Raw genomic sequence first — 14305 nt, forward strand, 5'->3', positions numbered from 1 at the left:
CTACAGATGTTACTGGCGGACCAGGCGATGGTTCGGCAGTTGCACGTCTTCAGTGCTGCGATACGGGTTGATGTCCAACCCGCCGCGACGCACATACCGCGCGTACACCGTCAATTTCTCCGGTTTCAGCAAGCGTTGCAGGTCGAGGAAGATCCGTTCCACACATTGCTCATGGAAGTCCGAGTGCTGACGGAAGCTCACGATGTACTCCAGCAGACTCGCGTGATCCAGCGCCGCGCCACGGTATTCCACCACCACGCTGCCCCAGTCCGGCTGACTGGTCACCGGGCAGTTGGATTTGAGCAAATGACTGTGCACGCTCTCCTCGACGATGCGCGAATCATCACAACGCAGCAGCTCCGGACGCGGATGCTCATAGTTGCTGACGCTGATGTCCAAGTCATCGATGCACACACCCGGCAACGCCACGACGCCTTCGGCTTCAACGTCTTTCAGGCGGCGAACCCGCACGCCGACCGGCTTGCCTGCCGCAGCGGACAGGTCGTTCACCAGCGTCGCTTCAAGGCTTGCGATATCGGCAAACGGAGTCTGATTCAACGAGTTCAGATACAGCTTGAACGACTTGGATTCGATAATGTTCGGCGAATCCGCCGGAATGCAGAATTCGCCGATCGCCACCACGGGTTTACCGGACGGCAACAGCCACGACAGCTCGAAGCAGTTCCAGAAATCCACGCCTTTATACGGCAGGGTTTCAGCCGTCAGCCCCAACTCGGCCCATTTCGCGGTGCGCGGGATCGGAAACAGCAAGGACGGCGTGTAAGTGGCGATGTATTCGCTGGATTTACCCAGCGGCGAGTGTTCGGCTGCGGGATGCATGGCGGAAACCTGACTGAAGAATCAGCGGATTCTACCAGCCTTTGCTCGCGCCTTAGAGTGCTTACTGACTGACTGTCAGTTTACCGACCATGCCAGCCTGATAGTGACCTGGAATATTGCAGGCAAATTCCAGGTTGGTGGCCTTGGTGAAGGTCCAGGTCAGTTCGGCGGTTTTACCCGGCTCGACCAGCACGCTATTGGGGTCATCGTGTTTCATACCATGATCCATTCCCGCCATCGCGCCGTGGTCCATTTCCTTCATCCCTGTAGGCGTAAGCATGCCGCTCTGCTGCATCTTCATCATTTCCTGCTGATGTTTTGCATGCATCGCCGCGTCACCGAGGTTGAATTCGTGCAGCAACTGGCCTTTATTCACCAGCACAAAGCGAACTGTCTCACCGGCCTTGATATCGATGGCCTTGGGGGTGAACGACATGTCGCCCATCACCACTTCAACGCTGCGGGTCGCCTTGGCAGCCGGGGCCGGTTGCCCGAAGTCGTAGGTGTGCGCCGGCGATGCCCACACCGGCGAACTCAGCACCAGCAGGCACGCAGCCAGCACCAGGGGTTTGCGCAAAAACATAGTCATACTCCAACAAGATAAAGTTCAGCCTGTGGAAAACACTAAACTGCGGCCACTGCCCGTAACCTGACAGCCAGATTACAACTTTGTCAGGTTGACCTGCACAACCGCTGCCCACGGTATAAAGCGTTCGTTCCATTTGCCTCGAGTCGCCCATGAAACTGCTGATCGTCGAAGACCAACCGAAAACCGGCCATTACCTGCGTCAGGGCCTGACCGAAGCCGGGTTCAACACCGAACTGGTGGCCGACGGCGACACTGGCCAGCAATTGGCATTGAGCGGTGACTACGCACTGTTGATCCTCGATGTGATGTTGCCCGGTCGCGACGGCTGGCAAATCCTCCAGGCAGTGCGCAGCGCGGGCCTCGACACGCCGGTCCTGTTTCTGACCGCGCGAGACGCAGTGGAAGACAGGGTTCACGGCCTCGAACTGGGCGCCGACGATTATCTGGTCAAGCCGTTCGCCTTCTCCGAACTGCTGGCCCGGGTTCGCAGCCTGTTGCGTCGTGGCAGCACCACGCCGCAGGAAACCAGCCTGCAACTGGCCGATTTGCGCCTGGATCTGATCCGCCGTCGCGTCGAACGCAGCGGCCAACGCATCGACCTGACCGCCAAGGAATTCGCCCTGCTGGAAATGCTCCTGCGTCGTCAGGGCGAAGTGCTGCCCAAATCGCTGATCGCTTCCCAGGTCTGGGACATGAATTTCGACAGCGACACCAATGTCATCGAAGTTGCCATCCGCCGTTTGCGCCTGAAAATCGACGACGAGTTTCCAAACAAATTGATCCATACCGTGCGCGGCATGGGTTACGTCCTCGAAGAGCGCCCGGCCTGATGCGCCGACTTTCATTGAGCAGCCGTCTGGCGCTGCTGTTTGCAGCTTGCACCGCCGTGGTTTCGTTGTTCGCGGGCGTGTTGTTCAGTCGAGCCAGCGAGGCGCATTTCGTTGAACTGGACCAGCAATTGCTGGACGGCAAGCTCATTGGTTTGCGTCGAGCGCTTCACGATCTCCAGTCCAGTGAAAGCGAAGTCAGACTGGCGGATGAATTGAACCGCCAGGCTGATTTGTCCCTGCGCATTTCCGGCAGCGACGGCAAGCGCTGGTACGACAGCACCCCGAGCCTGCCCGATAAACTTCCGCAGAGGCCGGGTTTGTCGACCATGAACGACGACGGCACCGACTACCGCGTCCTCAATGCGCCGTTGTTTGTCGACAAACCTGACTCACCGCAATTGACCCTGCTGCTGGACATCACCCACCACCAGCACTTTCTGCAGCGCATGCAGCACTTGATCTGGCTGACCGTCGGTTTGTCTGCCCTGGCGACTGCTCTGCTGGGTGCCTGGGCGGCCCGCAGCGGGCTGCGTCCGTTACGGCGCATGAGTGCAATCGCCAGTGGCGTTTCCGCGCAGTCGCTGAATGCCCGACTGCCCGAAGAGAACATGCCCCCCGAACTTGCGGAAATGGCCCACAACTTCAATGCCATGCTCGGACGCCTCGACGACTCTTTTCAGCGGCTATCGGCGTTTTCTGCCGACATCGCCCATGAACTGCGCACCCCCCTGTCAAATTTGCTGACCCACACCCAGGTCACCCTCACCCGCCCACGCCCCCTTGAGGATTACCGCGAAGCACTGCACAGCAACCTCGAAGAACTGCAATGGATGGCGCAACTGGTCAACGACATGTTGTACCTGGCCAAGGCTGATCACGGGTTGCTGATGCCCAAACGTGAACCCCTGGAATTGGCGGAAGAAGCGGATGTGTTGCTGGAGTTTTTTGCGCCATTGGCCGAAGACGCCCAGGTGACGTTGAGCCGTGAAGGCAACGCGCGCCTGGAGGGCGACCGGAGCATGTTGCGTCGGGCACTTTCGAATTTGCTGGATAACGCGCTGCGATTCACGCCGGCCGATGGCGAGGTTCGGGTGCGGATTATCGAGCGGCCTGAAGGTTTGAGTCTGACGGTCGAGAACAGCGGCGACGGCATTGACGGGGCATTACTGCCGCGTTTGTTTGATCGGTTTTATCGGGCAGATCCGGCGCGACAGGAAGGCAGCAGTGAACATGCTGGGTTGGGGTTGGCGATTACCCAGTCGATCATTCGGGCCCATGGCGGGCAGATTCGTTGCGAATCGGAGAATGGGTGGACGCGGTTTGTGATTGAGTTGCCGAAGGGGGATTGAGGCCAGCAGGTCCGGCCCCTTCGCGGGCAAGTCGGGTCGCCGCACCGCTCGCTCCTACAGGTTTTGTATCGACGCAATAAAACCTGTAGGAGCGAGGCTTGCCCGCGAAAGCGATATTACGCCTTACGAATACCGCAACGCGTGAGCCGGCTCGATCTTCGCCGCCCGCCACGCCGGGTAAACCGTCGCAAGGAAGCTCAACACAAACCCGGCCGAGCAAATCAACAGCACATCCCCACCCTGCAATTCCGAAGGCAGGTTGCTGACGAAATACACGTCAGAACTGAAGATGTGCTGCCCACTGACCCGCTCCACCCAGCCCACCAGCTCACTGACGTTCAGCGCGGCAATCACGCCGAGCACGCCACCGATCAAGGTGCCGACCACGCCAATCACCGTGCCCTGAACCATGAAGATCGCCATGATCTGCCGTGGCGTGGCACCGATGGTACGCAGGATCGCGATGTCCGCGCCCTTGTCGTTCACCACCATGATCAAGGTCGCGATGATGTTGAACGCTGCCACCGCAACGATCATCAGCAACAGCAGGCCGATCATGGTTTTTTCCATCTTCATCGCGCTGAACAGGCTGCCCTGGGTGTGAGTCCAGTCGTCAGCCTTGTACGCCGTGCCCAAGCCGCCAGCGATATCACTGGAGACCTTCGGCGCCGCGTACAAATCCTTCACCGCCAGACGCACGCTCTGCACCTGATTCGGTTCCCAATGCTGCATCTGCGCGGCATCTGCAACGTGGATCAGCGCCATGGAGCCGTCCAGCTCTGCGCCGACCTTGAACACGCCCACCACGTTAAGCCGCTGCATCCGCGGGGTGATCCCGCCCGGTGCGGTGCTGACTTCCGGCACGATCAGGGTGATCTTGTCGCCGACATTCAAGCGGAAACGTCGTGCGGTGATCTCACCGATCACCACACCGAACTCGCCCGGTTTCAAGGCATCGAGACGCCCCTGGACGATGTGCTGGGCAACGATCGAGACCTTGCCTTCCAGCGCCGGATCGACACCACTGACCTGAATCGGCTGCATCGTGCCTTTATAGGAAAGCATGCCTTCCATCTCGGTGAACGGCACGGCGGCGGTCACTTCCGGGTTTTTCATCGCGGCGTCGGCCACCGGCTGCCAATCGTCGATCGGGTTCACGCCGACGATGGTCGCGTGAGGCACCATGCCGAGGATGCGCGAGCTCATTTCGCGCTGGAAGCCGTTCATGACCGACAACACCACGATCATCGCCAGCACACCGAGGGCGAGGCCGATCATCGAGGTCATCGAGATGAACGAAACAAAGCGATTGCGGCGCTTGGCGCGGGTATAGCGCGTGCCGATAAAGATCGATAACGGTCTGAACATTCGCTGGGGCACCGTATAAAAACAAAAAGACCCGACGTCTTTTCAGACATCGGGTTTCGGCCAATCAGATAGGCGTCAGGCAACCTTCCTGCAAATGCAGGACGCGATCCATCTGGCGAGCCAGGTTCATGTCGTGAGTCACCACCAGGAACGCCGTGCGCATCGAGGTGCTGAGCTCCAGCATCAAATCCTGAATACCCTGGGCAGTGTGGGAGTCGAGGTTGCCGGTCGGCTCGTCGAGCATCACCAGCCCTGGTTTGTTCACCAGCGCGCGGGCGATGGCCACGCGTTGACGTTCGCCACCGGACAATTCCGCCGGTTTGTGCTCCAGGCGATGGCCCAGCCCTACCCGCTCCAGCAACGCCGTCGCACGCTGACGCGCTTCCGGGATCGCGGTCTTGCCGATCAGCAGCGGCATGCAGACGTTTTCCAGCGCGGTGAATTCCGGCAGCAAATGGTGGAACTGGTAAACGAAACCCAGCGACCGATTGCGCAACAGGCCGCGATTCTTCTCGCTGAGTGCCGACAGCTCTTCGCCGTCGAGCCAGACGCTGCCCTTGGTCGGCGTATCGAGACCGCCCAGCAGGTTGAGCAAAGTACTTTTGCCCGAACCCGAGGTACCGACAATCGCCACGCGCTCACCCGGATGCAGCTCCAGTTGCAGACCGGCCAACACTTCTACCGATTCCGGGCCTTCCTCGTAGGATTTGCCCAGGTTGCGGCAGCTCAAGATTGCTTTATCACTCATGCCCGACTCACTCATAACGTAGCGCCTCCGCAGGCTGGGTGCGCGCGGCACGCCAGGCTGGATACAGGGTGGCGAGGAAACTCAGGACCAACGCGGCGGCGCAGACCATCAACACATCCTGGCTCTGCACTTGCGACGGCAGGTAATCGATGAAGTACACGTCGGCGTTGAGGAACTTGTGTCCGATCAGGCCTTCGAGCACCGAGATCGCGGCGCTGACGTTCAGCGCGGCGAAGATCCCGACCACGGCGCCGATCAGCGTACCGACCACACCGATGACCGTACCCTGCACCATGAAGATCGCCATGATCGAACCCGGCGTGGCGCCGAGGGTACGCAGAATGGCGATGTCGCCCTTCTTGTCGTTCACCACCATCACCAGCGTGGAAATGATGTTGAACGCGGCCACGGCAACGATCAGCAGCAACAGCAGACCGATCATGGCTTTTTCCATGCGGATCGCCTGATACAGATTGCCGTGGGTGCGGGTCCAGTCGCGGGCGTAGAAATGGTCTTCACCGAGCTGCTGGGCGATGTTCCACGCGGTGCGTGGCGCCTGGAACAGGTCGTCGAACTTCAGGCGGATGCCCTGCACCTGATCCGGTTTCCAGCGGTGCAGCTTCGCCAGATCCTGCAGATTGGTGACGCCCAGGTAACCGTCGATTTCACCGGCGCCGACATGGAAGATGCCGACCACGGTAAAGCGTTTCATGCGCGGGAACATGCCGGCCGGGGTCACGGTGACTTCCGGCGCCACAAAGGTCAGCTTGTCGCCGATGGCCGCGCCGAGCTTGGCGGCCGCCTTGTCGCCGATGACGATGCCGAAACTGCCGGGCGCGAGGTCGTCGAGTTTGCCCTGCAGCATGAACTTGTCAATGATCGACACCTGGCGTTCCAGCGCCGGGTCGATGGCATTGAGCAGCACCTTGGAGACCTTGCCCTTGTTGGTCAGCAACCCCTGCATCTGGGTAAACGGCGCCACGGCCGTTACTTGCGGGTTCTGCTTGACCTTGGCGGCGAGGCTCTGCCAGTCGCTGATCGGCTCACCGGACTCGATGGTCGCGTGGGGCACCATGCCCAACACGCGCGTGCGCATCTCATGATCGAAGCCGTTCATGACCGACAGCACGACGATCATCACGATCACGCCGAGGGCAAGACCGATGATCGAAGTCAGGGAAATGAACGACACAAAATGATTGCGACGCTTTGCACGGGTATAACGCGTGCCAATAAATACGAAGAGAGGTCTGAACATGTCGGGGCTTGTTCGGAGGGAAAAGGAACGTCCTTGTGGCGGGGGTCGATAACCAGCTTTACACTCAGACCACCGCCGCTACCATGGGTTCGCCATGTCGACATTAGATGAAGAAGATCGCCGCGAATACTACCGTATCGAGGACACGATCGCACTGGAAATTCGGCCCCTGTCCGCTCCCGAAGCCGCAGGCCAGGAAGTGTTGCAGGATGCTTCCCCACTCTTCAACCTGCTCAGCGAATTGCACCTGAGCGAATTCGAGTCGCAACACCTGCTGCGCCAGATCAGTGAACGCGACCGCACCCTCGCGGCGTTCCTGAAATCTCAGAACAAACGCATCGATCTGCTCAGCCAGGTGATCGCCATCACCGTGCTTGGGCAGATCGGCGAGCCGCAGCCAGTGATCATCTCGGAAGGCGGTATCGATTTCCAGAATCCGACCGCTATCGCTGAAGGCACTCACTTGTCGGTGAAACTGGTGTTGATGCCACAAGCCCTCGGCCTGTTGCTTCGGGCGCGCGTCACCCATTGCGACCGCAAGGGCGGCGGCTTCGACATCGGCACCGAGTTCGAACGCCCGACCGATGCACAGCGCCAACTGCTGGCCCGCTACATTCTGCAAAAGCAGGCCCAGGAACGACGCCTGGCCCGCGAAAACGAATCAGGCAATTAATTTAAGGAAGAACCGTGACCCTCATCTACGGCCATCGCGGCGCCAAGGGCGAAGCACCGGAAAACACGCTGAACAGCTTTCAGCAATGCCTCAAGCACGGCGTGCGCCGTTGCGAACTGGACCTGCACCTGTCCATGGACGGCGAGCTGATGGTCATCCACGACCCGACGCTCAAGCGCACTACCGACCGACGCGGCAAGGTGGTCGAGCACACGGCCGCCGAGCTGGTGACCTACGACGCGCGCAAGGGCGGACCGGGCTGGATCAAGCCGTGCCCTATTCCCACGCTGGAAGAGTTGTTCGAGAAATGCGATTTCGAACACTGGCAGCTGGAGGTCAAAAGCGCTTCACGCACCCGCGCCGCGACCACCGTCCTGGCGATTCGTGAAATGGCTGTACGTCATGGCCTGCTCGACAAGGTGACCATCACTTCAAGCTCGCGCGAAGTACTGAAAGCCGCGCTGGACCTGGTGCCGGACGTGTCCCGCGGATTGGTAGCCGAGTACGCCTGGCTCGACCCGTTGAAGGTCGCGGCAAGCTATGGCTGTGAAATTCTGGCGCTGAACTGGACCCTGTGCACGCCGGAGCGCCTGGAGAAGGCACAGCGACAGGGGTTGCATGTGTCGGTGTGGACAGTCAACGAGCCCGCGCTGATGCGCAGACTCGCCGACTTCGGCGTTGACAGCCTGATTACAGACTTTCCCGGTTTGGCCACCGCCACGCTCGAGAATTGCTGAAATCGGTCTCCCCGGCCGGCTCAGGCCACCGGCCGGAGCCGCTCAAAAAAGCCGGTTGAGGCCATCGTACGCCGCTACCCGATAGGCTTCGGCCATGGTCGGGTAGTTGAACGTGGTGTTGACGAAGTACTTCAGCGTATTCAGCTCGCCCGGCTGGTTCATGATCGCCTGACCGATGTGCACGATCTCCGACGCCTGATAACCGAAGCAGTGCACACCCAGCACTTCCAGCGTTTCGCGGTGGAACAGGATCTTCAGCATGCCCTGAGGCTCGCCGGCGATCTGCGCACGCGCCATGCCCTTGAAGAACGCCTTACCCACTTCGTACGGCACTTTGGCCTGAGTCAGCTCCTGCTCGTTCTTGCCGATCGAGCTGATCTCCGGAATGGTGTAGATGCCGGTCGGTACGTCGTTGACGAAGCGCCAGCTGCCATTGTCGACAATGCTGCCAGCAGCCGAACGGCCCTGGTCGTGCGCGGCACTGGCCAGGCTCGGCCAGCCGATCACGTCACCGGCGCCGTAAATGTTCGGCACGCAGGTGCGGTAGGCTTCGTCGACTTCGATCTGGCCACGGCTGTTGACCTTGACGCCGATGTTTTCCAGACCCAACTGATCGGTGTTGCCGGTACGACCGTTGCACCAGAGCAAGGCGTCGGCCTTGATCTTCTTGCCGGACTTGAGGTGCAGGATCACGCCGTTGTCCACGCCTTCCACGCGATCGTAGTCTTCGTTGTGGCGAACCGTGATGTTGTTGTTGCTGAAGTGGTAGCTCAACGCCTGGGAGATTTCCGAGTCGAGGAAGCTCAACAACTGACCGCGGTTGTCCACCAGCTCAACCAGTACGCCCAGACCACTGAAGATCGACGCGTATTCGCAACCGATCACGCCGGCGCCGTAAACGATGAGTTTGCGCGGGGTGTGGCCGAGGCTGAGGATGGTGTCGCTATCGTAGATACGCGGGTGATGGAAATCGATGTCCGCCGGACGATAAGGACGCGAGCCGGTGGCGATGATGATGTGCTTGGCCACCAGTTTTTCAACTACACCGTTGGCGCAGACCACTTCGATGGTTTGCTCGTCGGCGAAGCTGCCGGTGCCGAAGAACACGTCGACGCGGTTACGGGCGTAGTAGCCGGTGCGCGAAGCGACTTGTTTGGAAATGACTTTCTCGGCGCTTTTCAGCACGTCCGGGAACGAGAACCAGCGCGGCTCACCAATGGCCCGGAACATCGGGTTGGTGTTGAACTGCATGATCTGCCGGACGGAGTGACGCAGTGCCTTGGACGGGATGGTGCCCAGGTGGGTGCAGTTGCCGCCAACCTGGCGACGACTATCGACCATCGCCACCTTGCGCCCTGCTTTGGCGGCGTTCATTGCCGCGCCCTCTCCCGCCGGGCCGGAACCCAGCACCACCACGTCGTAGTTGTAGACAGCCATGCATACTCCTCAGAACAGGCCGCGGCGCTCTCGGCACCTGCGGCTAAATCACGCCGATCTGCGGCGTGAAGGAACAATTTGGGGCCAGTGCAGAACCCGGACACAGTCTATAGAAGCGTCAACGCCGCGCACATTAACCCTTGGTCGCGTCGTAGGCTACTTTTGCCTGCACTACAACGCCAGTTTTCAATGCGCGAATCACCGTAATCATTCAGTTTTGCCGCCACTGAGGCGTTCAAAAGCCTGATTGGTACGTATGACGAAACCTGTATCGGCACGAATCACAAAGAATGCACCTATGTTGTGGGTTTCGGCATAGTCCCAACCCCGTTCAGGACCGAGAATCAGCAACAGCGTCGATAGTCCATCGGCCATCAACGCTGAAGGATGAATGACCGTGACTGACGCCAGCGTGTGTGAGACCGGCGTACCGGTGTGAGCATCGAAGGTGTGGGAATAACGCCGACCGTCCTGCAGAAAATAGTTGCGATAGTCACCGGATGTGGACACGCCGTAGCCGTCGACCGCGATGATGCGTTCTGCAACTTGCTGATCGTCTCGGGGTTGTTCAAGCGCGATGCGCCACGGCGAGCCATCAAGTTTCTTGCCGGCAGCCTTGAGTTCGCCGGTGGCTTCGGCGAGGTAGTTGTGAATGCCCATCGCGTCGAGTTTTGCGGCAATCGTATCGACGGCGTAGCCGGCGGCGATGCTATTGAAGTCGACTTCGACGGCGGCGTCCTTGCACAACTGTTCGCCTTCGATGCGCAGATGCTGATAACCGACTCGCTGCCGCACCTCGGCAAGCGCTTGGGCATTGGGCACTTTTTCTTCACGCGCCCGGGGGCCGAATCCCCAGAGATTGAGCAGTGGCTCCACGGTCAGGTCGTAGGATCCTTCGCTTTGCTCTGACAGCTGTTCACCAACGCGGATCAATTTGAGGATGGACGCGGGCATTTTCTGACAGCGATTGGCGGGCAGATCGTTGAAGCGCTCGATGTCCGAATCGCTGCGATAGGTAGACATTTGCTTGTCGACCTCGGCGAGGATCTTCTCCACCTCGCTGCGCACCTGTGCGGGCGCGGGCAGATTGGCATGGCGCACGTATTTGATTGAATAAGTGCTGCCCATAGTCGGGCCGCCGACGCTTTCCATGGAATCGCCATTGCCGCAGCCAGCCAAAACACCAGCCAACATCACAACCACCTTCCAACGTCCAGTTAACAAATCTTCATCTCCCAGTAAAAGCACGCCAGCCATTATGGGACACACGCGAAACGCTTTCTTACAAGATTTAAAAAGTGAGTATCCAGACATGTCCTCCACGACCGGCAAAGGCAAAGCGATTTTTCGCGTTGTCAGCGGCAACTTTCTCGAGATGTTCGATTTCATGGTCTACGGCTTTTACGCCACAGCCATCGCCAAAACCTTCTTCCCCGCCGACAGCGCTTTCGCTTCCCTGATGCTGTCGCTGGCCACCTTCGGTGCCGGCTTCCTGATGCGCCCGTTGGGGGCGATTTTCCTCGGCGCCTACATCGACCGTCATGGCCGCCGCAAAGGCTTGATCATCACCCTCGCGATGATGGCGGCCGGCACGGTGCTGATTGCCTGCGTGCCGGGTTACGCCACGCTGGGCGTGGCCGCGCCGCTGATCGTGCTGTTCGGCCGACTGCTGCAAGGCTTCTCTGCCGGCGTGGAACTGGGCGGTGTGTCGGTCTATCTCGCGGAGATTTCCACACCGGGGCGCAAAGGGTTCTTCGTCAGTTGGCAGTCTGCCAGCCAGCAAGCGGCGGTAGTGTTTGCCGGCCTGCTTGGGGTGGGTTTGAACCACTGGCTCAGCCCGGAAGAAATGGGCGAATGGGGGTGGCGCGTGCCGTTCCTGATCGGCTGCATGATCGTGCCGGTGATCTTCGTGATTCGCCGTTCGCTGGAAGAAACGCCTGAGTTCCAGGCACGAAAACACCGCCCTACCCTGCGGGAAATCGTCCACTCGATCGGTCAGAACTTTGGCATTGTCATCGCCGGCATGGCATTGGTGGTGATGACCACGGTGTCGTTCTACCTGATCACCGCCTACACCCCGACCTTCGGCAAGGCCGAACTGCACCTGTCGGATCTGGATGCGCTGCTGGTGACGGTCTGTATCGGCCTGTCGAACTTTTTCTGGCTGCCGGTGATGGGCGCTGTGTCCGACAGGATCGGGCGAAAACCCCTGCTTCTCGCAGCGACCATTCTGGCGATTCTCACCGCTTACCCGGCCCTGTCGTGGCTGGTGGCGAACCCGAGCTTCAGCCATTTGCTGATCGTCGAGTTGTGGTTGTCGTTCCTGTATGGCTCGTACAACGGCGCCATGGTCGTGGCGCTGACCGAGATCATGCCGGTGGAAGTTCGTACGACCGGCTTCTCGTTGGCCTACAGCCTGGCGACGGCAACCTTCGGCGGGTTTACGCCGGCAGCCTGTACGTACCTGATTCATGTGCTGGATAACAAGGCTGCGCCGGGGATCTGGCTCAGCGGCGCGGCAGTGCTGGGGTTGATTGCGACGCTGGTGTTGTTCCGTGGTAACCGGCATGAGTTGCGGACGGCGCAGGCGGCGGTGGTTGGCGGCGTCTGACAGACCGCTTCGCGGGCAAGCCTCGCTCCTACATTGGATCTGTGTCGTTCACAAGCCCCCTGTGGGAGCTAGCCTGCTAGCGATGAGGCCCGACCTGGCGACACGGCTCAAAAGCCTGCACAAACAAAAACGCCCCGACAAATGTCGGGGCGTTTTCATGTGCAGCTAAGGCTTAGCGCGGGAATGCTGGCGGGTTTACACCGGCCATGTCTTCCATTACGCGAACCACCTGGCAGCTGTAACCGAATTCGTTGTCGTACCAAACGTACAGAACAACGCGGTTGTCTTGGGTGATGGTTGCTTCAGCATCCACAACGCCTGCGTGGCGCGAGCCAACGAAGTCGGTGGAGACCACTTCCTGCGAATTGACGAAGTCGATTTGCTTGTGCAGATCGGAGTGCAGCGCCATGTAGCGCAGGTACTCGTTCATCTCTTCGCGGGTAGCGGCTTTCTCAAGGTTCAGGTTGAGAATGGCCATCGACACGTTTGGCGTCGGAACACGGATCGCGTTACCGGTCAGCTTGCCGGCCAGCTCAGGCAAAGCCTTGGCAGCAGCGGTGGCAGCACCGGTCTCGGTGATCACCATGTTCAACGCGGCGCTACGGCCACGGCGATCGCCCTTGTGGAAGTTGTCGATCAGGTTCTGGTCGTTGGTGTACGAGTGAACCGTTTCAACGTGACCGTTGACGATGCCGAACTTGTCGTTGACAGCCTTCAGTACCGGCACGATGGCGTTGGTGGTGCAGGAAGCAGCCGAAACGATCTTGTCGTCAGCGGTGATTTCGCCGTGGTTGATGCCGTGAACGATGTTCTTCAGCTTGCCTTTGCCAGGCGCGGTCAGAACAACGCGGTCGATACCCGGGCAGGCCAAGTGCTGACCCAGGCCATCGGCGTCACGCCATACACCGGTGTTGTCCACCAGCAGCGCGTCTTTGATGCCGTACTGGGTGTAATCCACTTCAGTCGGGTTCTTCGCGTAGATAACCTGGATCAGGTTGCCGTTGGCGGTGATGGTGTTGTTTTCTTCATCGATGGTGATGGTGCCGTTGAACGAACCATGTACCGAATCGCGGCGCAGCAGGCTGGCGCGCTTGGTCAGGTCGTTCTCGGCGCCCTTGCGCACCACGATGGCACGCAGACGCAGGCCGTCGCCGCCACCGGTTTTTTCGATCAGGATGCGCGCCAGCAGACGGCCGATACGACCGAAGCCGTACAGCACAACGTCGGTGCCTTTGCGAGCGGAGGCGTTTTGCTGGCCAACCACTTCAGCCATTTCTTCACGGACGAACTGCTCGGCAGTACGGCCATTGCCTTCGACGCGGAATTTGTACGCCAACTTGCCCAAATCTACCGAAGCCGCGCCGAGCTTGAGCTCGCTCATGGCTTTAAGCAGAGGGAATGTTTCGTGGACGGAGAGTTCGCTATCGTCGGAAGAACGATGGCGAGCAAAGCGGTGAGCTTTGAGAATCGCGATGACAGACTGGTTGATCAGGCTGCGGCCATAGATCGAGCTCACCACGTTGTTATTGCGGTAGAGCTGACCGATAAGCGGAATCATCGCTTCTGCGAGTGCTTCACGGTCGATCCATTCACCAAGACACTGGTCGGGCTTCTGAGTCACGGGAACCTTCCACATGTAGGGGCAGAAAAAAGGGGCTACATTATGCCGCCGAGTGTCTCTCGTAGCAATGCGCGCCTGTCGTGCGATCCGTAACAATTTCTTCTTCAAAAAAATTACGCACCGCCGAAGCCCAGTAAAACCGCGGCTTTCAGCGAAGTCAATTTTTTGGAGACATCGCCGTCTTATCCGTAACCCTCCGTAACACTCAGTCGTTTTGCCACTACATAATCAGTAATTTTCAGCA

The 14305-nt window shown here is 59.5% G+C and carries 13 protein-coding genes; 5 read left to right on the forward strand and 8 right to left on the reverse strand.

Features of this window, described 5'->3' with window-relative positions; all coding sequences use genetic code 11:
- Positions 1 to 9: 9 nt before the first annotated feature.
- Positions 10 to 840, reverse strand: a complete 831-nt coding sequence (gene queF / locus KGB27_RS21225) for an NADPH-dependent 7-cyano-7-deazaguanine reductase QueF (protein ID WP_008028439.1) — start codon at positions 838 to 840, stop codon at positions 10 to 12.
- Between the two features lie 61 nt (positions 841 to 901).
- Entirely contained in the window at positions 902 to 1423 is a 522-nt protein-coding gene (locus KGB27_RS21230; RefSeq protein ID WP_223452202.1) for a plastocyanin/azurin family copper-binding protein, read from the reverse strand.
- A gap of 155 nt (positions 1424 to 1578) precedes the next feature.
- Here KGB27_RS21230 and KGB27_RS21235 point away from each other — a divergent pair, with 155 nt between their 5' ends.
- Complete coding sequence (locus tag KGB27_RS21235) at positions 1579 to 2259, forward strand: heavy metal response regulator transcription factor (RefSeq protein WP_008028443.1); 681 nt, start codon at positions 1579 to 1581, stop codon at positions 2257 to 2259.
- Entirely contained in the window at positions 2259 to 3608 is a 1350-nt protein-coding gene (locus KGB27_RS21240) for a heavy metal sensor histidine kinase (RefSeq protein ID WP_223556242.1), read from the forward strand. The genes KGB27_RS21235 and KGB27_RS21240 overlap by 1 nt, the downstream gene beginning before the upstream one ends.
- A gap of 123 nt (positions 3609 to 3731) precedes the next feature.
- Here the strand turns inward: KGB27_RS21240 and KGB27_RS21245 are convergent, their stop codons facing one another.
- The 3 genes from KGB27_RS21245 to KGB27_RS21255 all read right to left on the reverse strand — a co-directional run bounded on the left by KGB27_RS21245 (position 3732) and on the right by KGB27_RS21255 (position 6982).
- Positions 3732 to 4976, reverse strand: coding sequence for a lipoprotein-releasing ABC transporter permease subunit (locus tag KGB27_RS21245; protein WP_008037700.1), 1245 nt, complete (start codon positions 4974 to 4976; stop codon positions 3732 to 3734).
- 64 nt (positions 4977 to 5040) lie between these two features.
- On the reverse strand, positions 5041 to 5724 hold the full coding sequence (gene lolD, locus KGB27_RS21250; RefSeq protein ID WP_167362922.1) for a lipoprotein-releasing ABC transporter ATP-binding protein LolD: 684 nt from the start codon (positions 5722 to 5724) through the stop codon (positions 5041 to 5043).
- 7 nt (positions 5725 to 5731) lie between these two features.
- Positions 5732 to 6982, reverse strand: a complete 1251-nt coding sequence (locus tag KGB27_RS21255) for a lipoprotein-releasing ABC transporter permease subunit (protein ID WP_223556245.1) — start codon at positions 6980 to 6982, stop codon at positions 5732 to 5734.
- 94 nt (positions 6983 to 7076) lie between these two features.
- On the opposite strand from KGB27_RS21255, the gene KGB27_RS21260 reads away from it, so the two are divergent.
- On the forward strand, positions 7077 to 7655 hold the full coding sequence (locus tag KGB27_RS21260) for a PilZ domain-containing protein (protein WP_008037701.1): 579 nt from the start codon (positions 7077 to 7079) through the stop codon (positions 7653 to 7655).
- A 14-nt stretch (positions 7656 to 7669) separates the two neighbouring features.
- Positions 7670 to 8392, forward strand: coding sequence for a glycerophosphodiester phosphodiesterase (locus KGB27_RS21265; RefSeq protein ID WP_008028453.1), 723 nt, complete (start codon positions 7670 to 7672; stop codon positions 8390 to 8392).
- A gap of 42 nt (positions 8393 to 8434) precedes the next feature.
- Here KGB27_RS21265 and sthA read toward each other — a convergent pair whose 3' ends face one another.
- Both sthA and KGB27_RS21275 read right to left on the reverse strand, forming a co-directional pair.
- Positions 8435 to 9829: a Si-specific NAD(P)(+) transhydrogenase gene (gene sthA, locus KGB27_RS21270; protein ID WP_008028455.1), complete on the reverse strand. Its 1395-nt coding sequence runs from the start codon at positions 9827 to 9829 to the stop codon at positions 8435 to 8437.
- Between the two features lie 207 nt (positions 9830 to 10036).
- Positions 10037 to 11023, reverse strand: a complete 987-nt coding sequence (locus KGB27_RS21275; protein ID WP_008037702.1) for an FAD:protein FMN transferase — start codon at positions 11021 to 11023, stop codon at positions 10037 to 10039.
- A 118-nt stretch (positions 11024 to 11141) separates the two neighbouring features.
- Here KGB27_RS21275 and KGB27_RS21280 point away from each other — a divergent pair, with 118 nt between their 5' ends.
- Positions 11142 to 12440: an MFS transporter gene (locus KGB27_RS21280; RefSeq protein ID WP_223556248.1), complete on the forward strand. Its 1299-nt coding sequence runs from the start codon at positions 11142 to 11144 to the stop codon at positions 12438 to 12440.
- A 172-nt stretch (positions 12441 to 12612) separates the two neighbouring features.
- Here KGB27_RS21280 and KGB27_RS21285 read toward each other — a convergent pair whose 3' ends face one another.
- Positions 12613 to 14076, reverse strand: coding sequence for a glyceraldehyde-3-phosphate dehydrogenase (locus KGB27_RS21285; RefSeq protein ID WP_008028461.1), 1464 nt, complete (start codon positions 14074 to 14076; stop codon positions 12613 to 12615).
- Positions 14077 to 14305 lie beyond the last annotated feature (229 nt).

It is taken from the genome of Pseudomonas sp. BF-R-01, assembly GCF_019946615.1.
In the GTDB taxonomy this organism is placed as follows: domain Bacteria; phylum Pseudomonadota; class Gammaproteobacteria; order Pseudomonadales; family Pseudomonadaceae; genus Aquipseudomonas; species Aquipseudomonas migulae.